Here is a 26,482-nt window from a genome sequence, read left to right on the forward strand (position 1 = left end):
GGACGCGGCAGATGAGATTCATGCTAGTTTAGACATCCAGACGTATAAAAATAGGTAATACAACATGGCAGATAAGCAGCTTGAGACCAAACTCGTTCACGCCGGGCGTAGTAAAAAATACACGCTGGGTTCGGTAAATAGCGTGATCCAGCGCGCGTCTTCACTGGTATTCGACACCGTTGAGGCGAAAAAACAGGCGACGCATAACCGCGCAAACGGTGCCCTTTTCTATGGCCGTCGCGGCACGCTGACGCATTTCTCACTGCAGGAAGCGATGTGTGAACTGGAAGGCGGGGCCGGTTGCGCCCTGTTCCCCTGCGGTGCAGCAGCCGTTGCCAACACCATCCTTGCCTTTGTTGAACAAGGCGATCATGTGCTGATGACCAACACAGCCTATGAACCCAGCCAGGATTTTTGCACTAAGGTGCTGGGCAAGCTTGGCGTGACAACCGGCTGGTTCGATCCGCTGGTCGGCGCGGATATTGTGAAGCATATACAGCCGAACACTAAAGTCGTTTTTCTTGAATCTCCAGGTTCTGTCACCATGGAAGTTCATGATGTTCCAGCCATTGTTGCCGCCGTCAGAAGCGTAGTGCCTGACGCGATCATCATGATTGATAACACCTGGGCTGCGGGCGTGTTGTTCAACGCGCTGGATTTCGGTATCGATATCTCAATTCAGGCAGGGACGAAATATCTGATTGGTCATTCCGACGGCATGGCTGGGACAGCGGTATCCAATGCCCGTTGCTGGGATCAACTGCGTGAAAACGCCTATCTGATGGGACAAATGCTGGACGCCGATACCGCCTATATGACCAGCCGTGGATTGCGGACGTTAAGCGTTCGCCTGCGCCAACACCATGAAAGCAGTTTAAAAGTCGCCGAGTGGCTGGCTGACCATCCGCAGGTTGCCCGCGTGAATCACCCGGCACTTCCCGGCAGCAAGGGACACGAGTTCTGGAAACGCGACTTTACCGGTAGCAGCGGTCTGTTCTCATTTGTTCTGAATAAGAAGCTAAATAATGAAGAACTGTCTGCGTACCTGGATCACTTCAGCCTGTTCAGCATGGCCTATTCCTGGGGCGGTTTTGAATCACTGATTCTGGCTAACCAACCGGAACATATCGCGGCAATCCGTCCGCAAGGCAAAGTGGACTTCAGCGGAACGCTCATCCGTTTGCATATCGGTTTAGAGAATGTTGACGATCTGATTGCCGATTTAGCCGCAGGATTTGCCCGAATCGAGTAACATTGCCGCAGATGGACATATATGCAGACACTTCTGGTGGAAAAGTCTGCAATTGTTGCGTCCGGGATCAAGGCATCCCGGACAATTCAGGAGTACAATCCACTTATAAACGCTGTTCCACAGGAAAGTCCATGGTAGTCATTCAAGATATTATCTCTGCGCTTTGGCAACACGATTTTGCCGCGCTGGCGGACCCACACGTCGTGAGCGTGGTGTACTTCGTGATGTTCGCCACACTGTTTTTAGAAAATGGCCTGCTGCCCGCCTCCTTTTTGCCCGGTGACAGCCTGCTATTACTGGCAGGAGCGCTGATTGCTCAGGACGTGATGAGTTTTTTACCTACCATAGCGATTCTGACTGCCGCTGCCAGTCTCGGTTGCTGGCTGAGCTACATTCAGGGGCGCTGGCTGGGCAACACGCGGACGGTAAAAGGCTGGCTGGCACAATTACCTGAAAAATATCATCAGCGTGCTACCTGTATGTTTGACCAACACGGGTTGATGGCACTACTCGCCGGACGTTTCCTGGCGTTTGTACGTACCTTACTGCCAACCATGGCGGGGATTTCAGGGCTGCCTAACCGTCGCTTCCAGTTTTTTAACTGGCTGAGCGGGCTGCTGTGGGTCACTGTGGTCACCAGTTTCGGCTATGCGCTCAGCATGATCCCGTTTGTTAAACGCCACGAAGATCAGGTGATGACCTTTTTAATGATCCTGCCTGTTGCCCTGTTAACCGCAGGTCTGCTGGGAACGCTGTTCGTGGTGATTAAAAAAAAATACTGTAGCGCCTGAGTATCAGCCGTATGCCGGAGTCACTCCGGCATTTCGTTGATGGCGCGCAGCGTTAAGGCCGACAAGAAATCACCCCCCCTGCATCATCCGAATTCTGGCTGCATCTTCTCCTGGCGTGACGCCAAAGTAACGTTTGAACTCCCGACTAAACTGCGATGCACTCTCATAACCTACGCGCATGGCCGCCGCGCTGGCTTTCATCCCGTCATGAATCATCATCATCCGCGCTTTATGCAATCGATAGCTCTTCAGATACTGCAACGGTGAAGTACTGGTCACCGATTTAAAATTATGATGGAACGCCGACACGCTCATATTGGCCTCTGCCGCCAATTGCTCAACATTGAGATTTTCGGTGTACTTGGTTTCAATTCGCTTCAGCACACGGCTTATCAAACTGAAATGCGTCTGGCGACTGACCAGCGCCAATAACGCGCCACCACGCGGCCCGGTCAGTACGTGGTAGAGGATCTCACGAATAATCTGTTTTCCCAGAATACGTGCATCCAATGGCCGCTCCATCACATCCAGCAGGCGTTCCGCAGCACAGAGAATTTCATCGGATAGCGTCGCCGAATTGATCCCGCTTGCCGCCATTGCAGGCTGGAACAGCTCATCCTCACCAATATCCATCAGCAATTCCTGCAATTGCAGGATATCGACGTTCAGGCGGATACCAGCCAACGGAACGTCCGGTGTCGCATACGTTTCACATTCAAAGGGTAAAGGTACTGTGAGCAGTAAGTATTCGTTGGCATCATAGCGAAAGACACGCTCGTTGATATAACCAATTTTATATCCTGAAAAGAGAAATATAATGCCAGGCTGATACATCACTGGTGTGCGCACCCCAGGTTCAGAGCCGTACAGTAAGCGAATATCAGGCAGCAGATCATTTAATTTATTTTCATTATTTTTCAGCTGCTTAATTTTATCTGTCAGCAGGAGACAGATCTCATCACGGTTCATAGGGCACCATTTCATCATTGATTTGCAACCCTGATATAGTGCGGACTTTTATCCATTTTCTCCAGTAGTCTGTAGAAATGGGCAAGACATTGGCAGAAATGAGCATTGAGAGGAACGCTTCTGACGACCACAATGTTCACCATCAGGCAGGCACTCGCCTACCCTCTTTTTTACCCACACAAGGTAACGAGCAATGAACAACTTTAATCTCCATACCCCAACCCGCATTCTGTTTGGTAAAGGCGCAATTGCAGAACTGCGCGACCAAATCCCACAGGATGCTCGCGTACTGATTACCTACGGCGGTGGTAGCGTGAAAAAAACCGGCGTTCTGGCACAGGTTCAGGATGCACTGAAAGGCCTGGACGTGCTGGAATTTGGCGGTATTGAGCCGAACCCGTCTTATGAAACGCTGATGAACGCGGTAAAAATCGTGCGTGATGAGAAGGTGACATTCCTGCTGGCGGTAGGCGGCGGTTCTGTTCTGGATGGCACAAAATTCATCGCCGCAGCAGCACATTACGCTGACGGTGTTGACCCATGGCGCATTCTGGAAACACGCGGTAACGACGTACAAAGCGCCGTTCCAATGGGCTCCGTATTAACTCTGCCGGCAACTGGCTCCGAATCTAACTCTGGCGCGGTAATTTCGCGCAAAACGACTGGCGACAAACTGGCCTTCATGACCCCGTTTGTCCAGCCGGTATTCGCTGTACTCGATCCGGTTTACACCTATACTCTGCCGCCACGTCAGGTTGCCAACGGCGTGGTAGATGCTTTTGTTCATACCGTAGAACAATACGTGACTTATCCGGTAGACGGGAAAATTCAGGATCGCTTCGCCGAAGGCATTCTGCTGACGCTGATAGAAGACGGTCCGAAAGCATTGCAGGAGCCGGAAAACTACAATGTGCGTGCGAACGTCATGTGGGCAGCCACTCAGGCGCTGAACGGACTGATCGGCGCAGGCGTACCGCAGGACTGGGCAACCCATATGCTGGGTCACGAACTGACGGCAATGCACGGACTTGACCACGCTCAGACACTGGCAATCGTCCTGCCTGCATTGTGGAATGAAAAACGCGATACCAAGCGTGCCAAACTGCTGCAATACGCAGAACGCATCTGGAATATCACCGAAGGCTCCGAAGACCAGCGCATTGATGCCGCGATTGCCGCCACCCGTCAATTCTTCGAACAAATGGGTGTACCGACTCGCCTGTCTGACTACGGTCTGGATGGCAGTTCCATCCCGGCACTGCTGGAAAAACTGCAAGCGCATGGCGGCACGAAACTGGGTGAACATCAGGACATTACGCTGGACGTCAGCCGCCGGATTTACGAAGCTGCCCGCTAAGGTTTTTTAACCTCCGACTTTCGTTTTTGGGTATTTATACCAGACTTAAGTCACACCTATGTCACCGGAGTATGTTCCGGTGACAGTCATTAAGGGGAGGAATTATGACCACTCCAACCATTATCAAACTACAGGATGGTAACGTCATGCCGCAACTGGGCCTGGGGGTCTGGAAGGCAAGCAACGAAGAAGTCATCACCGCCATTCATAAAGCGCTGGAAGTAGGGTATCGCTCAATTGATACCGCTGCGGCGTACAAAAACGAAGAAGGTGTCGGCAAAGCAATACGCGATGCTGGCGTACCGCGCGAAGAGTTATTCATTACCACCAAGCTGTGGAATGATGATCAGAAACGCCCACGGGAAGCGTTGCTCGAAAGCATGGAGAAACTCCAGCTCGATTACCTCGATCTCTACCTGATGCACTGGCCTGTTCCGGCGATCGATCACTACGTTGAAGCGTGGGAAAACATGATCGACCTGCAAAAAGAGGGGCTGATTAAGAGCATCGGCGTGTGCAACTTTCAGATCAATCATCTCCAGCGCCTGATGGATGAAACAGGTGTCCCGCCGGTGATTAACCAGATAGAACTGCATCCACTGATGCAACAGCGCCAGCTGCACGCCTGGAACGCCACACATAAAATCCAGACCGAATCCTGGAGCCCGCTGGCGCAGGGCGGCAAAGACGTATTTGATCAAAAGATCATTCGCGACCTCGCTGAAAAATATGGCAAATCACCGGCGCAGGTCGTCATTCGCTGGCATCTGGATAGCGGCCTGGTGGTGATCCCGAAATCCGTCACCCCTGCCCGTATCGCCGAGAACTTCAATGTCTGGGACTTCCGCCTGGACAAAGATGAACTCGGTGAAATAGCAAAACTCGATCAAGGTAAACGCCTTGGCCCTGACCCGGATCAGTTCGGCGGTTAATCTCTCCTCTCCAGCCCGGCATTCCCGTCGGGCTTTTCTCCTGTCGAAATATTAAGAAACAATAAACGCGCAACTATTGATGTATTTATGGCACATCCACGTGCAGCATTACGCAATATAACTTACTAATTATTCAATAATAATATTGATTTAATGAACACATCACAAATATCTATAGGTGCGTGACCATGGCGGAAAAAACACAGCAAGGCGTCAAATGGCTCCCATTAATTCTTATACTATTTATTTCTGCCGGGCTCTGGCAGCTTACCCCACCCAGTGGGTTAAGTGCGCCAGCCTGGCATTCAGCCATTATCTTCGTTGCTACCATTGCTTCTATCGTGGCAAAAGTTCTGCCTATTGGCGCAGTCGGCATTATCGGTATTACCGTTTTTGCCCTCGCTTATGCTGCCGGGGATAAAACCGCCAGCGGCGCTATTACCACCGCACTGAGCGAACTGAACAGTTCTCTGATCTGGCTGATTGTCGTCGCCTTTATGATTGCCCGCGGGTTTATCAAAACGGGCCTCGGACGACGTATTGCGCTGCAGATGATCCGCCTGCTCGGCAAGCGCACGCTGGGACTCGCCTACGGACTGGCGTTTGCGGACCTGATACTTTCCCCCGCAATGCCAAGCAACACGGCCCGCTGCGGCGGCGTCATCTATCCCATTGCCGACTCCCTGGCGCGCAGTTTCCACTCGAACCCGGAAGATGAATCCCGCAGTAAAATCGGCACCTTTCTTATCACCTGTATTGGCAACGTCAACGACGTCACCGCCGCGCTCTTTATGACCGGATATACCGGCAACCTGTTGGCAGTGAAGCTGGCGGCCAATGCGGGGGTCACTCTGACCTGGGGCAGCTGGTTTATGGCGGCATTGCTGCCTTGCCTGGTTTCCTTACTGCTGGTTCCATTACTGGTCTACTGGATTGTGCGCCCGGAAATTAAACACACGCCGGATGCCCCTAATCTGGCGCGTAAAGAACTGGCGGAAATGGGTCGTATGTCACGCGGGGAATGGCTGATGCTGGCGACCGTCGGCGTCCTGCTGGTACTGTGGATTTTTGGTGATACGCTGGGCGTCGACGCCACCACCGCCTCATTTGTTGGTTTATCCATCTTGCTGCTCAGCGGCGTTCTGAGCTGGGAAGATGTCAAAAGCGAGAAAGGTGCGTGGGATACACTGATCTGGTTTGCCGCACTATTGATGATGGCAAATCAGTTGAAAAAACTAGGCTTTACCACCTGGTTTGGCAACCTGATTGGCGATAGCCTGAGCAGTACTATGCATGGGACCAGTTGGGTGGTTGTCCTGCTGCTGCTCAACGCCGCGTACTTTTATACCCACTACTTTTTTGCCAGCGGTAATGCGCAGATTGCGGCGCTGTATGCCGTTTTCCTCGGCGTCGGCCTGCATTTGAACATTCCCGCTGCCCCTACGGCGTTGATGCTGGCCTTCACCAGCAGCCTGTACTGTTCCCTCACTCAGTACACTCACGCTCGCGGGCCGATTCTGTTTGGTGCCGGGTACGTACCGACGGGAGTCTGGTGGCGAACAGGATTCATCATCAGCCTGTTCAATCAAGCCGTCTTTATCACTGTAGGGCTGATGTGGTGGAAGATACTGGGTCTGTACTAAACTCACTGCGTCCTGACGAAACGTCTTATCTACGGAGAAAAGGAATGACCTGTATTTTCTGTCAAATTGTTGAAGGTAAAGCGCCCTGCCATAAAGTCTGGGAAGACGAGCATCACCTGGCCTTTCTGTCGATTTTCCCAAACACCGACGGTTTTACCGTGGTGATCCCGAAAAAGCACTACCCAAGCTATGCATTTGATATGCCGCCACAGGCGCTGGCAGACCTGATGCTGGCGACCCAAAAGGTGGCGAAAAAACTGGATAAGGCTTTCCCGGATGTCAGTCGTACGGGGATGTTTTTCGAAGGGTTTGGCGTGGATCATGTGCACAGTAAGCTCAGCCCTATGCATGGCACAGGTGATTTGACGCACTGGAAACCGATTGAGTCCCGGCAGACTAAATTTTTCGAGCAGTATGAAGGGTATCTGTCGTCACATGACCACGAACGGGCTGACGATGAAAAACTGGCCGCATTAGCGGCCAGAATTCGCGAAGCATAAATACTGAGCATGTCTGCCGGATGGCGGTGCGAGCACCTTATCCGGCCTACGGTCTGTCTGGCCCGGTAAGCATTTCACTACCGGGCAAGACAGATTAGCGCCCCGCGACTTTCCCGCGTTTTTTATTCGCCGCAGGTGTCTGACGCTGGTGCGCGACTGGCGTATGCTTGGTCAGTGCCGGACGGGTATGGCGGTTCTGACGACGTGCTTCACGCATCTCTTCCAGCGTCGGGGCCGGAACCAGACATTCGCGACGACCGCCAATCAGATGCTTTTTCCCCATATCTTCCAGCGCCTGACGGATTAACGGCCAGTTAGCAGGATCATGGTAACGCAGCAGTGCTTTATGCAGACGGCGCTGTTTATCACCTCTTGGCACTACCACATCTTCACTCTTATAACCAATTTTGCCCAACGGGTTTTTCCCGGTGTAATACATGGTTGTAGAGTTTGCCAGCGGTGATGGGTAGAAGTTCTGCACTTGATCCAAACGGAAACGACGCTGTTTCAGCCACAGCGCCAGATTCACCATATCCTCATCACGCGTACCCGGGTGCGCGGAGATGAAGTACGGGATCAGGTACTGCTCTTTACCGGCCTGTTTAGAGTAGGTATCAAACAGCTCCTTAAAGCGGTCGTAGCTGCCCATACCCGGCTTCATCATCTTCGACAATGGGCCTTCTTCGGTATGCTCCGGCGCAATCTTCAGGTAGCCACCCACATGGTGAGTTGCCAACTCTTTAATATAGCGCGGGTCCTCAACGGCGATGTCATAACGCACCCCGGATGCGATAAGGATCTTTTTAATGCCTTTCAGATCACGCGCGCGGCGATAGAGATTAATCGTCGGTTCGTGGTTAGTATCCATATGCGGGCAGATATCCGGGTAAACGCAGGACAGACGACGACAGGTCTGTTCTGCACGCGGAGACTTACAGCGCAGCATATACATGTTTGCCGTTGGACCGCCGAGATCGGAAATCACGCCGGTAAAGCCCGGAACGGTATCGCGAATGGCTTCGATCTCATTGATGATCGAATCTTCAGAACGGCTCTGGATAATGCGCCCTTCGTGCTCGGTGATCGAACAGAACGAGCACCCACCAAAACAGCCTCGCATGATATTGATCGAGAAACGGATCATCTCATAGGCGGGAATACGGCTGTTACCGTACGCCGGATGTGGTACGCGCTTGTACGGCAGTGCAAAGACGCTGTCCATTTCTTCAGTCGACAACGGGATCGCTGGCGGGTTAACCCAAATATAGCGATCGCCATGCTTTTGCATCAGCGCACGCGCGCATCCTGGGTTGGTTTCGTGATGCAGAATACGTGACGCATGGGCGTACAGAACTTTGTCGCTCTTCACTTTCTCGAAAGACGGCAACAGTACGTAGGTTTTTTCCCACGGCTTCGGACGCGGCGGCTGTACGGTTACCGCTTTCGCTTCTTGTTTTTTCGGCGCCACGGGTTTGTTGTCAGCACACGGCAAATCTTCGCCGTACGGATGCGGAATAGGGTCAATTTTCCCAGGCATGTCCAGACGCGTGGAATCCACCCCGCTCCAGCCCGGCAGCGCTTCTTTGACCATAATCGCGGTATTACGCACGTCGCGGATCTGATCAATGGTTTCGCCCATCGCCAGACGGTGTGCGACTTCCACCAATGGGCGTTCGCCGTTGCCAAACATCAGCATGTCAGCTTTTGAATCCACCAGCACGGAACGGCGCACGGTATCTGACCAGTAATCGTAATGCGCAGTACGGCGCAGGCTGGCTTCAATACCGCCGAGAATAACCGGCACATCTTTCCAGGCTTCTTTACAGCGCTGGGTATAAACCAACGTCGCACGGTCCGGGCGTTTACCCGCCACGTTGTCCGGCGTATAGGCATCGTCATGGCGCAGTCGGCGATCGGCGGTATAACGGTTGATCATCGAGTCCATGTTACCGGCGGTTACGCCGAAGAACAGGTTAGGTTTGCCCAGACGCATAAAGTCATCTTTGCTGTTCCACTCCGGTTGGGCGATGATCCCCACGCGAAAGCCCTGCGCTTCCAGCATACGGCCGCAAATAGCCATGCCGAAGCTCGGGTGATCGACGTACGCATCGCCGGTAACCAGAATGATGTCGCAGCTATCCCAGCCAAGTTGATCCATTTCGTCGCGTGACATCGGCAAAAATGGTGCCGGCCCAAAGCAGGCGGCCCAGTACTGCGGCCAGGAGAAAAGGTCTCTGTCCGGTTGGATCAGGGATATTGCGCTCATAATGCTTCCAAAAAAATGGTAAAAAAATAATCAAAGGCCGGGGATTATACGCTGGATCAACAGGGGAAATGAAGGAGTATTGTAAGGATGTTAAATTTCATCTCTGCTGGTGCTACGCTGACCGTTCCTGTGCTTTCGCACGGTCCAGGCCGGGTTAGGCGAAGCCGCCACCCGGCACAGGAATATCTATTACGGTGCCGGATTCACCAGCATCTGGCCAATAGAACCACGGTCTGCCATTTCCAGCGTCTGGCTGTTGAAGTAGAACGGGAAATGCGCCCAGGAAGGCTGCCCATAATAGACCAGCAACTCCACTTGCCCATCAACCCAGACGGTATCTTTCCAGCCACGGTCTTCCGGGAACGGCATCGCGCCATTCACATTACGGATCAGGAAAGAGACGCCTTCAATATGGAACGACTGCGGCATATCTGCACGCACCGTCCAGCGCTCCCAGGATCCCTGCTGCGCCGTGATATCCATGCGATTGACATCCCACAGTTGGCCATTGATTCCGGGATCGTCATCAAGGCTAATATCACGGCTGCGAATCGGCGAGCCGCTCAAAATTTCGGTGGGTAACAGACGCATTGGCAGGCTATCCGTTACCAGCGGCAGAAGGCCGGTTGGTCGCAGAGTCAGTACCAGCGTGGAGATCAGGATACTGGAAGGTTCAAAGAAACCACGGATCCTGTCGACAATACTGGCCGCCTCGCCGCAGGTAATCGAAACTTCATCACCGTTGGTCATATCGACCAGAATCTCACGACGCTCGCCTGGCGCCAACGATAGCTGCTTCACCGAAACCGGCGCGGGTAAAAACCCCTGATCGCCTGAGATAACATGCAGCGCACGACCATCGCTCATTTTCAGCAAATAACGACGCGAATTTGAGGCATTCAGCAAACGCAAACGCACCCAGCCGCGGGACACTTCGACATACGGACTTTGCGCCCCGTTGACCAGAAGAGTATCCCCCACAAACCCCCCACTGCCCGGTTCGCTATATTCTGGCGTACCGAAGTTATCCAGACGCTTATCCTGAATAATGACTGGAAAATCATCCACGCCGTAGTGGTTAGGGATCGGCAGTGATTTACTCACTTCATCTTCAACCAGCCACATCCCGGCAAGGCCGTTATAGACCTGCTGGGCAGTGCGATTTGGCGTGTTGGCGTGATACCACAAGGTTGCAGCACTCTGGCGAATCGGCAGCACGGGCGCCCAGTCCGCATTAGGCGACATCATACGCGCCGGCCCCCCCATAAGAGGACCCGGGACCTGTAATCCGGCAACGGTCATTGAGACATTTTCTGTCAGACGGTTGCTGTAGATAAGCTTGACGTCATCACCTTTCCAGACGCGGATTGTCGGCCCCAGGTAGCGCCCGTTAACACCCCAGACGGGTGCGCGCGTGCCCGGCGTAAACGACCAGTGCGCACGTTGCAGCGTCATAAATAGCGGCTGTCCCCGACGGGACTCCAGCAGGGGGGGAACAGGTAGCGGTTGTTGCTGACCGGCAGCATTAGCCTTCAGCGGAACAGCACCTGCACACAGTGCGATCCCCGATGCCTGAATGAACTGACGCCGACTGAATGACATATAAGCTCCATGAAAAACTGGCGATTAACACGCAGGAAATCATTTCCTGTAACAAACCCGAAATGAGCGAATCAAACCTTACCGGCAGCTTCCCGCTCAGCAACTTCTTTATCGAGTTCTGCGATTTTTTGTTCCATCAGCGTGCGGCAATGCGCTGCCAGTTCACGAACCTGATCTTTACCAAAATGACTGATATCCACTGGCGGCAGCATCTCTACAATCGCCAGCCCATTATTGAGTCGGTTCAATTTGATCTTATTAGAGGTCGTTGAAACGCAAACAGGGATAACCGGGACACCCGCAGCAATTGCCGCATGGAACGCACCTGTTTTAAACGGCAGCAGACCGCGACCGCGGCTACGCGTTCCTTCAGGGAACATCCAGATAGAGATACGACGCTTTTTAAAGTGGTTCACCACCGCCGCAATGGTGCTGTGCGCTTTGGCGCGGTTATTTCTGTCGATCAACAGATTACCGGTGAGCCAGTACAGTTGTCCGAAGAAAGGGATCCACAACAGGCTTTTTTTACCTACTGTGACCGTCGGTGGCTGAACGATATTCGCTGCGGTAACCATGTCATAGTTATTCTGGTGGTTACAAATATAGATAGCATTACCATAGTTCTTCGCGTCAGGCGGCATGCGACACTCGACCTTCAGGCCATACAGGGGAGCCAGGCGACCAAACATATGGCCGAACGTCGCAACGTGTTTTGGATTTCTTGGGCTGAACAGACAGTATATGCAACCGAAAATACAGACCAAAATGCAGTAAATAACAGTAATAATTAAACGAAAAATATATAGCATAACAACCTCTAAAGGCCTAAGAGCCTGGCATTCTACGTCACCTGATTCCGAACACTGCATCAGGTTAGGGCATTGTTAAGAGTGGCTCTCTGGAAAAGCGTATTGTTAATCGCAACGCACGAATAAACAACGGTTTCACGGGAATTTTTAAAACAAGCTCTCCCTGTGCGAAAACAGGGAGAGCCAGACGCTGGCGTTATTCTTCACTGTCGCCGTGACTGGCGCGTCGAGGCGAGTCAATCTCAACACGATCGATGCGTTGCAGACCGCGCATGAGCGTACCGCGACGACCACGCTCGCCGGTTACCTTCTGTAGCTCTTCAGGGCGCAGTTTAATTTTGCGTTTCCCGACGTGGATAGTCAGCGTGCTTTGCGGCGGTAGCACGTAGAGTTGTGCCAGACCATCTTCGCCTTTCGCAGCTTCCGCAGAAGGAATATTGATTATCTTGTTCCCTTTGCCTTTCGACAACTGCGGCAAATCGCTCACCGGGAACATCAACATGCGGCCCGCATGGGTAATCGCCAGCAGCATATCGGTTTCATCTTCAATCACCACCGGCGGCATAACATGCGCGTTTTCCGGTAGCGTAATCAATGCCTTGCCCGCACGGTTACGCGCGACCAGGTCATTGAAGGTGCAGACAAAACCGTAACCGGCATCAGATGCCATCAGCAGCTTCTGATCGTCGCCTTCCATCAGCATATGCTCAACCGTCGCGCCCGGTGGCAGCGTGAGCTTCCCGGTCAACGGCTCACCCTGACCACGCGCCGACGGCAGCGTAATTGGGTCGATAGCATAACTACGCCCGGTTGAGTCAACGAACACCACCGGTTGGTTGCTCTTACCCTTCACAGCCGACTTAAAGCTGTCGCCCGCTTTGTAGCTTAAACCTGGCGCATCGATGTCGTGGCCTTTCGCGCTACGCACCCAGCCACTCTGGGACAGCACAATGGTCACCGGCTCAGACGGCAGCATGTCATGCTCGCTCATCGCCTTCGCTTCTTCACGCTCCCGCAGTGGAGAACGGCGATCGTCACCATAGGCATCCGCATCAGCCTGCAGTTCTTTCTTCAGCAGGTTACTCATTTTGCGTTCAGAGGCCAGAATGCCCTGCAGTTGATCGCGCTCTTTCGCCAGTTCGTCCTGCTCACCGCGGATTTTCATCTCTTCCAGTTTGGCAAGGTGGCGTAATTTCAGCTCAAGAATGGCCTCCGCCTGAGTTTCTGAAATACCAAACCGCGACATCAGCTCGGGTTTAGGTTCATCTTCATGACGAATAATTTCGATTACTTCGTCAATATTGAGGAACGCTATCAGCAAACCTTCAAGAATGTGCAGGCGTTTGAGTACTTTCTCCAGGCGATAGTTCAGGCGACGGCGCACGGTATCGCGGCGGAACGTCAGCCACTCGGTGAGGATCTCCAGCAGGTTTTTCACCGCCGGACGACCGTCGAGGCCAATCATGTTCAGGTTAATGCGATAGCTTTTTTCCAGATCGGTAGTGGCAAACAGATGGTTCATCACCTGTTCCATATCTACGCGATTCGACCGCGGGACAATCACCAGACGAGTCGGGTTTTCGTGATCCGATTCGTCGCGCAGGTCATCGACCATCGGCAGCTTTTTATTGCGCATCTGAGCGGCGATCTGCTCCAGCACTTTAGCCCCGGAAACCTGATGCGGCAGCGCGGAAATCACCACCGCGCCGTCTTCTTTCGTCCATACCGCACGCATACGTACGGAACCGCGTCCGTTTTCGTAAATCTTACGAATCTCCGCACGCGAGGTAATGATTTCTGCTTCGGTCGGATAATCCGGCCCCTGTACGATATCCAGCAGTTGATCCAGCGTCGTTTTCGGCTGCTCAATCAGCGTAATTGCCGCTTTGGCCACTTCACGCAAGTTATGCGGTGGAATATCCGTCGCCATACCCACGGCAATCCCGGTCGTGCCGTTGAGCAGAATATTTGGCAGACGCGCAGGCAGCATTTTCGGCTCCTGCATGGTACCGTCGAAGTTTGGCACCCAGTCTGACGTGCCCTGACCGAGTTCACCCAGCAGGACTTCCGCATATTTAGACAGGCGGGATTCCGTGTAACGCATCGCGGCGAAGGATTTCGGATCGTCTGGTGCCCCCCAGTTCCCCTGCCCGTCAACCAGCGGATAACGGTAAGAGAACGGCTGCGCCATCAGCACCATCGCTTCATAGCAGGCGCTGTCGCCGTGCGGATGGTATTTACCCAATACGTCACCGACGGTACGGGCGGATTTTTTAAATTTGGCGCTGGCATTCAGCCCCAGTTCGGACATCGCGTAAACGATGCGACGCTGAACAGGTTTCAGACCATCACCAATAAACGGTAACGCCCTGTCCATGATGACGTACATGGAGTAGTTCAGATAGGCGTTTTCCGTGAATTCATGCAGCGCAAGGCGCTCTGCCATATCGCTCATTAATCGTGGTTCCTCAACTTATACCCGTCTATTGAAGGGCAATATTGCCGCAGATACTACCCTATCTGGCGTGTTGAGTCACAAAGAAAAGGGCCGCGACTGCGGCCCTGATGGGGATTATTTGGCAACTTTGGTAATCTGTTTCACGTCGATTTCAACGGAGTTCCAGTCTTTATCCACTTCACCCTGGATTTCAACCACATCCTGCGGCGTGACGGTCACGCCGTTCCAGCGTTTGTGGTCGATATCTACGTTCACTGTGCCGGTTGCATCTTTAAACACATACAGGTCGTCGGAAATACGCTCAACGATGTTCCCGCGCAGGGTAACCCAGGTGTCATCACGCAGCGATTTGGCGCTTTCTACCGTCGTGCTGCTACCGTTTGGGCCAACAAAGCCGCCATTTTGGCTTTGCGTTGTCGTCGTCGGTCCAGAGAAGCCGCCCTGCTGCGCTGCCAGAACAGGTGCGGAACACAGTGCCATTACGGCAACCATTGCAGCTAATTTTTTCATCGTCATGTCTCCCTTTCATGTTGGTTTACGATTATTAAATAAGTTAATCCTTAACAAGTTCTTAAGGCAAAAAAAGATACTTTTTTTACTGTACAGAGGCTGTAGCCACAGGTTTACTTGACGGTAATGAGAGCGACCGCAGGGAAGAACATATGCGTATTTTACTGGTAGAAGATGACACGCTGATTGGCGACGGCCTGAAAACAGGTCTGAGTAAAATGGGTTTCAGCATCGACTGGTTTACCGAGGGTCGCCAGGGGAAAGAAGCACTGTACAGCGCCCCTTATGATGCGGTGATCCTCGACCTGACGCTGCCAGGCATAGACGGGCGCGATATCCTGCGCGAATGGCGAGCCAACGGGAAGCAGGAGCCGGTGCTGATTCTTACCGCTCGTGACGCGCTGACAGAACGCGTGGAAGGTCTGCGCCTGGGCGCGGATGACTATCTGTGTAAACCCTTTGCGCTGATCGAAGTTGCCGCCCGACTGGAAGCATTGGTACGCCGCGCCAGCGGCCAGGCCACCAGCGAACTGCGCCATGGTCAGGTTTCGCTTGATCCCGGCGCGCTGGTCGCCACGTTCGCAGGTGAGCCGTTATCGCTTAAGCCAAAAGAGTTCGCGCTGCTGGAACTGCTGATGCGTAACAAAGGGCGCGTCCTGCCCCGCAAGCTGATTGAAGAAAAACTGTATAACTGGGATGAAAACGTCTCCAGTAATGCGGTGGAGGTCCACGTCCATCACTTGCGCCGTAAGCTCGGCAGCGACTTTATCCGCACGGTACATGGCATTGGCTACACCCTGGGTGACGCATGAAACTCACACAACGCCTGAGTCTACGCATCAGACTTACGCTTATATTTATCATTTTGGTTTTGGTAACCTGGTTGATTTCCAGTTTTGTCGCCTGGAAACAAACCACCGATAACGTTGACGAGATGTTTGACACGCAGCTGATGCTGTTTTCCAAACGGCTGGTCACGCTGGATCTTGATGAACTAAAAGCTTCTGAGCGCATCGCGCAGACACCGAAAAAGTTCAAACATGGCCATATTGACGACGATGTACTGACCTTTGCGGTCTACACGCCGGATGGAAAAATGGTTCTTCATGATGGTGACAATGGTCAGTACATTCCCTATAGCTATCGTCGGGAAGGGTTTGACGATGGTTATCTGAACGGTGATAACGATAAATGGCGCTTTATCTGGCTAACTTCAGCGGATAAAAAGTACCGGATCGTGGTCGGTCAGGAGTGGGAATATCGCGAAGATATGGCCCTGGCGATCGTGACGGCCCAATTGGTGCCGTGGCTGGTCGCCCTGCCGCTGATGCTGCTGATCCTGATTGTCCTGTTAAGCCTTGAACTTAAGCCGCTAAAAAAGCTGGCGCAGGCTTTACGTGTGCGGGATCCGGAATCTGAAGAACCACTGAGCCTGAAAGGTATTCCTGGCGAGGTTCGCCCACTGGTTGAGTCGCTCAATCAACTGTTTATCCGCACACATTCGATGATGGTTCGCGAACGGCGCTTTACCTCTGATGCCGCCCACGAACTGCGCAGTCCGTTGACGGCACTGAAGGTACAGACCGAAGTCGCGCAGTTGTCCGACGATGATCCGCAGGCACGACAAAAAGCGTTAATGCAGATGCAGACGGGAATTGACCGCGCTACCCGACTGGTTGATCAGCTCCTGACGCTTTCGCGCCTCGACTCCCTCGACAATCTTCAGGATGTGGCGGAAATCTCGCTGGAGGAGCTTCTGCAATCCGCGGTGATGGATATCTACCATCCGGCACAGCAGGCGCACATCGATGTGCGGTTGCAGATTAACGCGCACCACATCACGCACACGGGACAACCGCTGTTACTCAGCCTGATGGTCCGTAATCTGCTGGATAATGCGATTCGCTACAGCCCGCGGGGGAGCATTGTGGAAGTGACGCTCAATACCCGCAATTTCAGCGTCAAAGATAACGGGCCTGGCGTTGCGCCGGAAATCCTGACGCACATCGGTGAACGCTTTTATCGTCCGCCGGGACAAAGTGTTACCGGTAGTGGTCTGGGCCTGTCGATCGTTCGTCGTATAGCGACTTTACACGGGATGTCTGCCTCGTTTGGTAATGCTCCGCAAGGCGGGTTTGAGGTCAAAATCAGCTGGTAAAGACCGCATTATTGCTAGTAATGCAAAAGACTTTGCACATTTTGCTAATTTCACCGCACCACCCGTGGGGGTAAAATCGTCCTCAAACGTATTTCCTTGAGGACACAAAATGAGCAACATTCTGATTATCAATGGTGCGAAAAAATTCGGCCACTCTAACGGTCAGTTAAACGATACCCTGACCGAGGTCGCGGACGGTATCCTGCGCGACCTCGGGCATGATGTTAAAGTCGTACGCGCGGACAGCGATTATGACGTAAAAACAGAAGTGCAGAATTTTGTCTGGGCCGATGTGGTTATCTGGCAAATGCCGGGCTGGTGGATGGGTGCACCGTGGACCGTGAAAAAATACATCGATGATGTGTTTACCGAAGGTCACGGCACGCTGTACGCCAGCGATGGCCGCACACGTTCAGATGCCTCTAAAAAATATGGCTCAGGCGGGCTGATTCAGGGCAAAAAATACATGCTGTCCCTGACCTGGAACGCACCGATGGAAGCATTCACTGAAAAAGACCAGTTCTTCCATGGCGTTGGTGTTGATGGCGTCTATCTCCCGTTCCATAAAGCAAACCAGTTCCTGGGAATGGAAGCACTGCCGACCTTTATCACCAATGACGTGATTAAAATGCCGGACGTCCCACGCTATATCGCAGAATATCGCAAGCATCTGACCGAAATTTTTGGTTAACTGGTAACCTGGAATTAGAAGGAGTTAACCATGCTTACCGTTATTGCAGAAATCCGTACACGTCCAGGTCAACATCACCGCCAGGCGGTACTGGATCAGTTTGCTAAAATCGTTCCGACCGTACTGAAAGAAGAAGGCTGCCACGGCTATGCGCCGATGGTGGATCATGCCGCAGGTGTGAGTTTTCAGACCATAGCGCCAGACTCAATCGTGATGGTTGAACAGTGGGAAAGCATTGCGCACCTTGAAGCGCATTTGCAGACCCCGCATATGAAAGCCTACAGCGAAGCCGTGAAAGGCGACGTGCTGGACATGAATATCCGTATTCTGGAATCGGGTATTTAAGTTATCGTCATGGCCGCCGGGCCAGATAAGCGCAGCGCCATCGGGCATAATGACCTTGCCGGATGGCGGTATTAACCGCCTTATCCGGCCTACATACCCATATCCCTTAGCCTTCGAGATCCGCCAGGTCACCTTTCTCCTGCAACCAGTTGCGACGATCCTCTGAACGTTTCTTGGCCAGCAGCATATCCATCACCGCATTCGTACGCTGATCGTCCTCATCATCAATGATGAGCTGCACCAGACGACGCGTATTGGGATCCAGCGTCGTTTCACGTAACTGCATCGGGTTCATTTCACCCAGACCTTTAAAGCGTTGTACGTTCGGTTTCCCTTTCTTGCGCTTTAACTGCTCCAGCACGCCCGCTTTTTCTTCTTCTGTCAGAGCGTAATACACTTCTTTGCCGAGATCGATACGGTACAACGGCGGCAGCGCCACGTAGACGTGACCGTGTTTCACCAGCGTACGGAAGTGTTTCACAAACAGCGCGCACAGCAGCGTCGCGATGTGCAAACCATCGGAGTCCGCATCCGCCAGAATACAGATCTTACCGTAGCGCAACTGGCTCAGATCGTCGCTGTCCGGATCAATGCCGATCGCCACCGAAATATCGTGAACTTCCTGCGAGGCCAGCACTTCATCGGAAGAGACTTCCCAGGTATTAAGGATCTTACCTTTGAGCGGCATGATCGCCTGATATTCACGATCGCGCGCCTGTTTGGCGGAACCGCCTGCGGAGTCACCTTCGACGAGAAACAGTTCGGTGCGGTTAAGATCCTGTGCAGTGCAGTCCGCCAGTTTGCCCGGCAGCGCCGGACCGCTGGTCAGCTTTTTACGTACGACTTTTTTCGCCGCACGCAGGCGACGCTGGGCACTGGAAATCGCCATCTCAGCCAACAGTTCGGCTGACTGTACGTTCTGATTCAGCCACAGGCTGAAGGCATCTTTCACCACGCCAGAAACAAACGCCGCACACTGACGCGAAGAGAGGCGTTCTTTGGTTTGACCGGCAAACTGCGGATCCTGCATTTTTACCGACAGCACATAGGCGCAGCGATCCCAGATATCTTCAGCAGACAACTTCACGCCGCGCGGCAGAATATTACGATACTCGCAGAATTCGCGCATTGCATCCAGCAGACCCTGACGCAGACCGTTGACGTGCGTCCCACCCTGCATGGTTGGGATCAGGTTCACATAGCTTTCGGTCAGCAGCTCGCCGCCTTCCGGTAGCCAGAGCAGCGCCCAGTCTACGGTTTCTGTTTCACCGCTGAAATTACCGATAAACGGTTTTTCCGGCAGCGTCGGCAGGCCATTTACCGCTTCGCTCAGGTAGTCATTCAGACCGTCCTGGTAGCACCAGCGCTGCTCGCTGTTGTTAACTTCATCTTTAAAGGTGATCTCTACGCCCGGGCACAGCACCGCTTTGGCTTTCAGTACGTGCGTTAAGCGAGAAACAGAGAAACGCGGGCTGTCAAAGAAGGTTTCATCCGGCCAGAAGTGTACGCTGGTACCGGTATTGCGTTTACCACAAGTACCGACCACCTGCAGATCCTGCACTTTGTCACCGTTTTCAAACGCGATGTTGTATACCTGCCCGTCGCGGCGTACGTTCACTTCCACACGTTTGGACAGGGCGTTAACAACGGAGATACCGACACCGTGCAGACCACCGGAGAACTGGTAGTTCTTGTTGGAGAACTTGCCGCCCGCGTGCAGACGACAGAGGATCAGCTCGACCGCCGGAACGCCTTCTTCTGGGTGAATATCCACCGGCATGCCGCGTCCGTCGTCAATGACTTCCAGAGACTGGTCGGCATGTAAGATCACGTCCACGCGTTTCGCGTGGCCCGCCAGTGCTTCATCCACACTGTTATCAATCACTTCCTGTCCAAGATGGTTAGGACGGGTCGTGTCAGTGTACATCCCAGGGCGACGGCGTACCGGCTCAAGCCCAGTGAGTACCTCAATGGCATCAGCGTTATAAGTTTGCGTCATGGTTTAAATTAGCAATTCGAATTGATCGTCAGAAACTGTGCAGTCCAAGGAAATCGACAATCGGGTTGAAATAATCTTCGAAGCCCGTGAATGCGTGGTTTCCGCCCTCAATAACTGTCTGACGGCAGGAGGCGTAATACGCCACCGCCTGGCGGTAGTCCAACACTTCATCGCCCGTTTGTTGAAGCAGCCAAATCAAATCCGGCGCTTCCAGCGGGTCAATCTGCATGACTTTAAGATCGTAAATATGGCGTGACTCTAGCACATATTGCTGCCCCGTGTAGGGGTTCTCGTTTTGACCGAGATAGTCGACCAGCAGTTCATAAGGCCGTACAGCAGGGTTCACCACCACTGCCGGCAGCATAAAACATTGCGACAGCCAGGTGGCGTAATAGCCTCCTAATGACGAGCCGACAATCCCCAGCGACTCGCCGCCATGCTCAAGGATAATTGACTCCAGCATCTCTGCGGCCTGGGCCGGATACGGAGGTAACTGCGGTACAATCATCTCAACGTGCGGATGGTGCTCCGCCAGCCAGTTTTTTAGCAGACATGCCTTCGCCGAGCGAGGAGAACTGTTAAATCCGTGAAGATAGAGAAGCGTAGACATCAGTAGCCTTCTGAAGCGGTATCAGGGTGGAACCGATTACCCTGTAGACGACACACCTGGGTCTGTAACGTACCGTCGGCAAAGAGTTCCAGCGTCCGCCAGCCGGGGCTGATGGTATCTAACGTGAAGTTGGAACAATGCGGCTTAAACTGCACGCAGGTCGATGGCGTCGCCAGCAGGCGGCGGCCGTTCCAGTCGAGATCCAGCTCCTGATGAATATGCCCGCACAGCAGATACTTCACGCGCGGATAGTTCACCAGCACGTTGTCGAGCTCCGCCGCATTGCGCAGACTGTGTTGATCGAGCCAACTGCAGCCCGCAGGCAAAGGATGATGATGCAGAAGCAGCAAGGTATTGCGCTCAGGCGCATCGGCAAGTTTACGCTCCAGCCATTCAAGCTGAAATTCGCTTAACTCACCGTGAGGGACGCCGAACACCTGGCTGTCGAGCAACAATATTTGCCACTGTTCACCGATGAAGATGCGTTTGGCGGGGGAAATACCCGCATCCTGAAGCGCGCTGTACATCGCTGGCTGAAAGTCGTGATTACCTGGTAACCAAACGCAGGGCGCACGAAAACTTGCGATGCCCTCAGCAAAATGCTGATAGGCCGCAGCGGATTGATCCTGCGCCAAATCCCCAGTCGCAACGATCAGATCGTACTCTGGCGACTCTGCATGTATGGCATCCAGTACGCACTGGTAGCTATCCCAGGTGTTCACACCCAGTAAGGTTTCATGCTTTTCGGCAAACAGGTGAGTGTCTGTAATTTGTAAGATCCTGACTCTGGCCTCACCAGCCAAAGGAAGGGTTAACAGGCTTTCCAAATGGTGTCCTTAGGTTTCACGACGCTAATAAACCGGAATCGCCATCGCTCCATGTGCTAAACAGTACCGTAACCAGTCGGCCAAAAACTGATTAATTTGATGCTTTTCGTCGCGTTGATGCAACTTTTTATTTGGATAATCATACCGCGCTTTGAAGCGAAAGATCTGCTGACTTGAACACACTTCAGCCACCCTCGCATCATGATACAGGCGCACGGTCAGCGACGGCAGGCTCCAGTAGGTAACCGCTGGTGCCGTCTGTTCGATCGCGACAAGCGTAGTGTATCGGGTCGATTCCACAATCGTTAATCGATATTGTGCGTTTGCAACCTGATAGCTCACTGTTTCACCGGCTGCATCATTGCGTGGCAACAGGCGGCGCAACTGCGAAAAATTGGTTTCGCACAGGCGCATCATTTCAGGGAAGTCAGGTGTGTAACGCTTCATTTTTTCCACTCAGTTTTTAACTCTTGATAGTGCAGCTGTAACCATTGCAAGGCGATGACAGAAGCCGCGTTGTCGATTATCCCCTCTTCTACCCATTGATAAGCCTGTTCCCGACTCACCACATGAACACGAATATCTTCGTTTTCATCCGCCAGACCGTGGATACCATTTGCGGTCGAAGCGTCCACTTCACCTACCAAAATAGACAGGCGCTCACTGGTGCCGCCAGGGCTTGCCAGATAACTCAGCACGGGCTTAGTCCGCTTCACATCCAGTCCGGCTTCTTCCATTGCTTCACGGCGAGCCACATCTTCAACGGTTTCGCCTTCCTCAATCATTCCGGCTACCATTTCCAGTAGATACGGCGTTTCGCTGGTGTCATAGGCCGCGATACGGATTTGTTCGACCAACACAACTTCATCCCGCTCAGGGTCAAAGGGTAGCAAGACTGCCGCGTGTCCGCGCTCAAAAATTTCACGCTTCACTTCACCGCTCATACCACCGTTAAACAGGCGATGACGGAAGCGATAAAGATCCAGTGAAAAAAAACCGCGGTATAGTGTTTCTCGTGCAATAATTTCTACATCATTTTTAGTGAATGTCATTGGCAAGTTGTCTGGTTTACGCATTGTGCTGTCCTGGTACCAATAGTGATTAAAATGTGAATTTCAAGGTCGTTTGACTGCTGTTTGAGCGCCCTTGTGTTAAATTGATGCAAATTAACGCCGTATGGCACGTAACGCCAACTTTTTGAAGTGGCGGATTCTGCTAGAATCAGCAATTATTTTTACAATTTGATCAGCGCTAAATACTGCTTCACAACAAGGAATGCAAATGAAGAAATTGCTCCCCATCCTTATCGGCCTGAGCCTGTCGGGGTTCAGTACTCTGAGCCAGGCAGAAAACCTGATGCAGGTTTATCAGCAAGCACGCCTGAGCAACCCGGAATTGCGTAAATCCGCCGCCGATCGCGATGCTGCATTCGAAAAAATTAACGAAGCGCGTAGTCCTTTACTGCCGCAACTGGGCTTAGGTGCCGATTACACCTACAGCAATGGCTTTCGTGATGCCAATGGCGTCAACTCCAACGCGACCAGTGCTTCGTTAAGCCTGACTCAGACTCTGTTCGATATGTCAAAATGGCGTGCCCTGACGCTGCAAGAAAAATCAGCGGGCATCCAGGACGTAACGTATCAGACCGATCAGCAAACGCTGATCCTGAATACTGCCACGGCTTATTTTAACGTATTGAACGCGATTGACGTGCTCTCTTATACCCAGGCACAAAAAGACGCCGTTTATCGTCAGTTGGATCAGACGACCCAGCGTTTTAACGTTGGCCTGGTCGCCATCACTGACGTACAGAACGCCCGTTCACAGTACGATACCGTGTTGGCAAATGAAGTTACCGCGCGTAACAACCTGGACAACGCCGTTGAACAGCTGCGTCAGGTCACCGGCAATTACTACCCGGAACTGGCTTCGCTGAATGTTGATGGCTTTAAAACCAACAAACCGCAGGCGGTAAATTCGCTGCTGAAAGAAGCAGAAAACCGCAATCTGACGTTATTGCAGGCACGTTTAAGCCAGGATCTGGCGCGTGAGCAAATTCGTCTGGCACAGGACGGTCATCTGCCGACGCTGGGTTTAACTGCCTCTACTGGTGTTTCTGATACCTCTTACAGTGGTTCTAAAACTAATACCTCTCAGTATGACGACAGCAACCAGGGCCAGAATAAAATTGGTCTGAACTTCTCGCTGCCGCTGTACCAGGGCGGGATGGTTAACTCGCAGGTGAAACAAGCGCAGTACAACTTTGTTGGTGCCAGTGAACAACTGGAAAGCGCGCACCGCAGCGTAGTACAGACCGTTCGTTCATCATTCAACAACATTAATGCGTCTATCAGTAGCATTAATGCGTACAAACAAGCGGTTGTCTCTGCCCAAAGCTCCCTGGATGCGATGGAAGCCGGCTATTCTGTAGGTACACGTACCATTGTGGACGTGTTGGATGCCACTACCACGCTGTACAACGCTAAGCAGCAGTTGGCAAATGCGCGTTATACCTATCTGATCAACCAGTTAAATATCAAGTCTGCGCTCGGTACGCTTAACGAGCAGGATCTGGTGGCGTTGAACAATACGCTGGGTAAACCTATTTCCACCGCGCCTGACGCCGTTGCGCCGGAAAACACCCAGCAAGACGCCGCAGCAGATGGTTATACTGCCAACAGTGCGGCACCAGCGGTCAAACCGGCAACAGCACGTACAACCAGCAGCAGTAACGGCAACAACCCGTTCCGTAATTGATGCTGTAGACGGGGCTTCGGCCCCGTCTGAACGTAAGGCAACGTAAAGATCTGCCCCTTCCTGCGCATTCTCGCCTCTTCCCGCTTCAATTTCGACCAGTCATCCTCTATCCTGAGCATTATTTACTGTGTTTACCACTGGGTCCTGGAAGACAAAAATGAAACGGACAAAATCGATACATCATGCCTCGTTCCGCAAAAGCTGGAGCGCGCGCCACCTGACTCCTGTCGCCCTGGCAGTTACCGCAGTGTTTATGCTCGCGGGCTGTGAAAAGAGTGACGAAACGGTTTCGCTTTATCAGAACGCGGACGACTGCTCTGCGGCGAATCCGGGTAAAAGCGCCGAATGCACCACCGCGTTTAACAACGCGCTGAAAGAAGCTGAACGCACCGCGCCAAAATACGCCACGCGTGAAGACTGTATTGCTGAATTCGGCGAAGGCCAGTGCCAGCAGGCACCTGCGCAGGCGGGCATGGCACCGACCGGCGAAGGCCAGGCCCAGGCGCAGAATCAAAGCAGCGGCAGCTTCTGGATGCCGCTGATGGCAGGCTACATGATGGGCCGACTGATGGGCGGCGGAATGGGCGCTCAGCAACCGCTGTTCAGCTCGAAAAACCCGGCCAGCCCTGCATACGGCAAATATACTGACGCCAGCGGCAAAAACTACGGCGCAGCAACGCCGGGCCGCACCATGACCGTACCAAAAACCGCCATGGCGCCGAAACCTGCCACCACCTCTACCGTAACCCGCGGCGGATTTGGTGAGTCAGTCGCCAAACAGAGCACCATGCAGCGTAGCGCAAGCGGCACCACCACACGTTCAATGGGTGGCTGATCGTCATGGAAAGAGTCAGTATTGTTGAGCGCCCGGACTGGCGCGATAAGGCCACCGAATACGGTTTCAACTTTCACACCATGTACGGCGAGCCGTACTGGTGTGAAGACGCGTACTATAAGCTGACGCTTGCTCAGGTCGAAAAGCTGGAAGAGGTCACCGCAGAGCTGCATCAGATGTGCCTCAAAGTGGTGGAAAAGGTCATTGCCAGCGATGAGCTGATGACCAAGTTTCGCATTCCAAAGCATACCTGGGGCTTTGTCCGCCAGTCCTGGCTGACACAGCAACCGTCGCTCTATTCCCGTCTCGATCTGGCGTGGGACGGTACCGGTGAACCTAAGCTTTTAGAAAACAACGCCGATACGCCAACCTCATTGTACGAAGCCGCCTTTTTCCAGTGGATCTGGCTGGAAGATCAGCTTAATGCGGGCAACCTGCCGGAAGGCAGCGATCAGTTCAACAGCCTGCAGGAAAAGCTGATCGAACGTTTCACTGCGCTGCGCGAGCAGTACGGTTTTCAGTTGCTGCACCTGACCTGCTGTCGCGATACGGTCGAAGATCGTGGAACGATCCAGTATTTGCAGGATTGCGCGGCTGAGGCTGAAATTGCCACTGAATTTCTCTATGTCGAGGATATCGGGCTCGGTGAAAAAGGTCAGTTTACGGACATGCAGGACCAGGTGATCGCCAATCTGTTCAAGCTCTATCCGTGGGAGTTTATGCTGCGTGAAATGTTCTCCACCAAGCTGGAAGACGCTGGCGTCCGCTGGCTGGAACCGGCCTGGAAAAGCATTATCTCCAACAAAGCGTTGTTACCGCTGCTGTGGGAAATGTTCCCGAACCATCCGAATCTTCTGCCGGCGTACTTCGCCGAAGACGACTATCCGCAGATGGAAAAATTCGTCGTGAAACCGATCTTCTCGCGTGAAGGCGCTAACGTTTCCATCATTGAGAACGGTAAAACGATCGAAGCCGTGGAAGGGCCATACGGTGAAGAAGGCATGATCGTGCAGCAGTTCCATCAGCTACCGAAGTTTGGCGACAGCTATATGCTGATCGGCAGCTGGCTGATTAACGATCAACCTGCCGGGATCGGCATTCGCGAAGACAGAGCGTTGATCACCCAGGATCTCTCACGCTTCTATCCGCATATTTTTGTCGAGTAATTCGT

Annotated in this window: 24 protein-coding genes; 13 read left to right on the forward strand and 11 right to left on the reverse strand. The window is 52.9% G+C overall.

Features of this window, described 5'->3' with window-relative positions; genetic code table 11:
* Nucleotides 1–64: 64 nt before the first annotated feature.
* Both metC and yghB read left to right on the forward strand, forming a co-directional pair.
* Nucleotides 65–1,252 carry a cystathionine beta-lyase gene (metC, locus tag HV041_RS23255; protein WP_048213226.1) on the forward strand — a complete coding sequence of 396 codons (1,188 nt, stop codon included), beginning with the start codon at nucleotides 65–67 and terminating at the stop codon, nucleotides 1,250–1,252.
* Nucleotides 1,253–1,383: 131 nt separating this feature from the next.
* The gene (gene yghB, locus HV041_RS23260) at nucleotides 1,384–2,043 is read left to right on the forward strand and encodes a DedA family general envelope maintenance protein YghB (protein WP_048213227.1); all 660 of its coding nucleotides are present in this window, start codon (nucleotides 1,384–1,386) and stop codon (nucleotides 2,041–2,043) included.
* Nucleotides 2,044–2,112: 69 nt separating this feature from the next.
* On the opposite strand, the gene HV041_RS23265 is transcribed toward yghB, so the two are convergent.
* Complete coding sequence (locus HV041_RS23265; RefSeq protein WP_048213228.1) at nucleotides 2,113–3,012, reverse strand: AraC family transcriptional regulator; 900 nt, start codon at nucleotides 3,010–3,012, stop codon at nucleotides 2,113–2,115.
* Nucleotides 3,013–3,205: 193 nt separating this feature from the next.
* Here HV041_RS23265 and yqhD point away from each other — a divergent pair, with 193 nt between their 5' ends.
* From yqhD to HV041_RS23285, 4 genes are all read left to right on the forward strand, one after another.
* Nucleotides 3,206–4,369 (forward strand): alcohol dehydrogenase, encoded by a 1,164-nt coding sequence (gene yqhD, locus HV041_RS23270; protein ID WP_048213229.1) that lies wholly within the window; start codon nucleotides 3,206–3,208, stop codon nucleotides 4,367–4,369.
* A gap of 104 nt (nucleotides 4,370–4,473) precedes the next feature.
* Nucleotides 4,474–5,301: a 2,5-didehydrogluconate reductase DkgA gene (gene dkgA / locus HV041_RS23275; protein ID WP_048213230.1), complete on the forward strand. Its 828-nt coding sequence runs from the start codon at nucleotides 4,474–4,476 to the stop codon at nucleotides 5,299–5,301.
* 188 nt (nucleotides 5,302–5,489) lie between these two features.
* Nucleotides 5,490–6,944: a DASS family sodium-coupled anion symporter gene (locus HV041_RS23280; protein WP_121585049.1), complete on the forward strand. Its 1,455-nt coding sequence runs from the start codon at nucleotides 5,490–5,492 to the stop codon at nucleotides 6,942–6,944.
* A gap of 44 nt (nucleotides 6,945–6,988) precedes the next feature.
* Complete coding sequence (locus HV041_RS23285; RefSeq protein WP_048213232.1) at nucleotides 6,989–7,444, forward strand: HIT family protein; 456 nt, start codon at nucleotides 6,989–6,991, stop codon at nucleotides 7,442–7,444.
* Nucleotides 7,445–7,538: 94 nt separating this feature from the next.
* Here HV041_RS23285 and HV041_RS23290 read toward each other — a convergent pair whose 3' ends face one another.
* The 5 genes from HV041_RS23290 to HV041_RS23310 form a co-directional block, all read right to left on the reverse strand.
* A complete protein-coding gene (locus HV041_RS23290; protein ID WP_040233974.1) occupies nucleotides 7,539–9,710 on the reverse strand; it encodes a YgiQ family radical SAM protein in 2,172 nt (723 codons plus the stop codon).
* Nucleotides 9,711–9,899: 189 nt separating this feature from the next.
* On the reverse strand, nucleotides 9,900–11,312 hold the full coding sequence (ftsP, locus tag HV041_RS23295) for a cell division protein FtsP (protein ID WP_005123112.1): 1,413 nt from the start codon (nucleotides 11,310–11,312) through the stop codon (nucleotides 9,900–9,902).
* A 71-nt stretch (nucleotides 11,313–11,383) separates the two neighbouring features.
* Nucleotides 11,384–12,121 carry a 1-acylglycerol-3-phosphate O-acyltransferase gene (gene plsC / locus HV041_RS23300; RefSeq protein ID WP_040233973.1) on the reverse strand — a complete coding sequence of 246 codons (738 nt, stop codon included), beginning with the start codon at nucleotides 12,119–12,121 and terminating at the stop codon, nucleotides 11,384–11,386.
* A gap of 196 nt (nucleotides 12,122–12,317) precedes the next feature.
* Entirely contained in the window at nucleotides 12,318–14,576 is a 2,259-nt protein-coding gene (gene parC / locus HV041_RS23305; protein WP_101742476.1) for a DNA topoisomerase IV subunit A, read from the reverse strand.
* Nucleotides 14,577–14,693: 117 nt separating this feature from the next.
* The gene (locus HV041_RS23310; RefSeq protein WP_005123105.1) at nucleotides 14,694–15,089 is read right to left on the reverse strand and encodes a YgiW/YdeI family stress tolerance OB fold protein; all 396 of its coding nucleotides are present in this window, start codon (nucleotides 15,087–15,089) and stop codon (nucleotides 14,694–14,696) included.
* Nucleotides 15,090–15,241: 152 nt separating this feature from the next.
* On the opposite strand from HV041_RS23310, the gene qseB reads away from it, so the two are divergent.
* The 4 genes from qseB (at nucleotide 15,242) to HV041_RS23330 (ending at nucleotide 18,283) form a co-directional block, all read left to right on the forward strand.
* The gene (qseB, locus tag HV041_RS23315) at nucleotides 15,242–15,901 is read left to right on the forward strand and encodes a quorum sensing response regulator transcription factor QseB (protein ID WP_048213234.1); all 660 of its coding nucleotides are present in this window, start codon (nucleotides 15,242–15,244) and stop codon (nucleotides 15,899–15,901) included.
* On the forward strand, nucleotides 15,898–17,247 hold the full coding sequence (gene qseC, locus HV041_RS23320; protein ID WP_121585050.1) for a quorum sensing histidine kinase QseC: 1,350 nt from the start codon (nucleotides 15,898–15,900) through the stop codon (nucleotides 17,245–17,247). The genes qseB and qseC overlap by 4 nt, the downstream gene beginning before the upstream one ends.
* 109 nt (nucleotides 17,248–17,356) lie before the next feature.
* Nucleotides 17,357–17,938: an NAD(P)H-dependent oxidoreductase gene (locus HV041_RS23325; protein ID WP_121585051.1), complete on the forward strand. Its 582-nt coding sequence runs from the start codon at nucleotides 17,357–17,359 to the stop codon at nucleotides 17,936–17,938.
* A 30-nt stretch (nucleotides 17,939–17,968) separates the two neighbouring features.
* Nucleotides 17,969–18,283 carry a putative quinol monooxygenase gene (locus HV041_RS23330; protein ID WP_121585052.1) on the forward strand — a complete coding sequence of 105 codons (315 nt, stop codon included), beginning with the start codon at nucleotides 17,969–17,971 and terminating at the stop codon, nucleotides 18,281–18,283.
* A 106-nt stretch (nucleotides 18,284–18,389) separates the two neighbouring features.
* Here HV041_RS23330 and parE read toward each other — a convergent pair whose 3' ends face one another.
* Genes parE through nudF form a run of 5 tightly spaced genes read right to left on the reverse strand, consistent with a single transcriptional unit; the run spans nucleotide 18,390 to nucleotide 22,795 of the window.
* The gene (parE, locus tag HV041_RS23335) at nucleotides 18,390–20,282 is read right to left on the reverse strand and encodes a DNA topoisomerase IV subunit B (RefSeq protein WP_005123094.1); all 1,893 of its coding nucleotides are present in this window, start codon (nucleotides 20,280–20,282) and stop codon (nucleotides 18,390–18,392) included.
* 28 nt (nucleotides 20,283–20,310) lie between these two features.
* Nucleotides 20,311–20,892 (reverse strand): esterase YqiA, encoded by a 582-nt coding sequence (gene yqiA / locus HV041_RS23340; protein WP_003024575.1) that lies wholly within the window; start codon nucleotides 20,890–20,892, stop codon nucleotides 20,311–20,313.
* Entirely contained in the window at nucleotides 20,892–21,719 is an 828-nt protein-coding gene (cpdA, locus tag HV041_RS23345; RefSeq protein ID WP_048213238.1) for a 3',5'-cyclic-AMP phosphodiesterase, read from the reverse strand. Before cpdA ends, yqiA begins: the two co-directional genes overlap by 1 nt.
* Before the next feature lie 24 nt (nucleotides 21,720–21,743).
* Nucleotides 21,744–22,166: a DUF1249 family protein gene (locus tag HV041_RS23350; protein WP_005123087.1), complete on the reverse strand. Its 423-nt coding sequence runs from the start codon at nucleotides 22,164–22,166 to the stop codon at nucleotides 21,744–21,746.
* Complete coding sequence (gene nudF, locus HV041_RS23355; protein ID WP_040233966.1) at nucleotides 22,163–22,795, reverse strand: ADP-ribose diphosphatase; 633 nt, start codon at nucleotides 22,793–22,795, stop codon at nucleotides 22,163–22,165. Before nudF ends, HV041_RS23350 begins: the two co-directional genes overlap by 4 nt.
* Before the next feature lie 199 nt (nucleotides 22,796–22,994).
* Between nudF and tolC the strand changes: the two genes are divergently transcribed.
* From tolC to HV041_RS23370, 3 genes are all read left to right on the forward strand, one after another.
* Complete coding sequence (gene tolC, locus HV041_RS23360) at nucleotides 22,995–24,476, forward strand: outer membrane channel protein TolC (protein WP_086523458.1); 1,482 nt, start codon at nucleotides 22,995–22,997, stop codon at nucleotides 24,474–24,476.
* 157 nt (nucleotides 24,477–24,633) lie between these two features.
* Nucleotides 24,634–25,311 (forward strand): DUF1190 family protein, encoded by a 678-nt coding sequence (locus tag HV041_RS23365; RefSeq protein WP_003024591.1) that lies wholly within the window; start codon nucleotides 24,634–24,636, stop codon nucleotides 25,309–25,311.
* A gap of 5 nt (nucleotides 25,312–25,316) precedes the next feature.
* Nucleotides 25,317–26,477, forward strand: coding sequence for a glutathionylspermidine synthase family protein (locus tag HV041_RS23370; RefSeq protein ID WP_121585054.1), 1,161 nt, complete (start codon nucleotides 25,317–25,319; stop codon nucleotides 26,475–26,477).
* Nucleotides 26,478–26,482 lie beyond the last annotated feature (5 nt).

Source organism: Citrobacter sp. RHBSTW-00029 (genome assembly GCF_014104295.1).
Classification (GTDB): Bacteria; Pseudomonadota; Gammaproteobacteria; order Enterobacterales; family Enterobacteriaceae; genus Citrobacter; species Citrobacter youngae.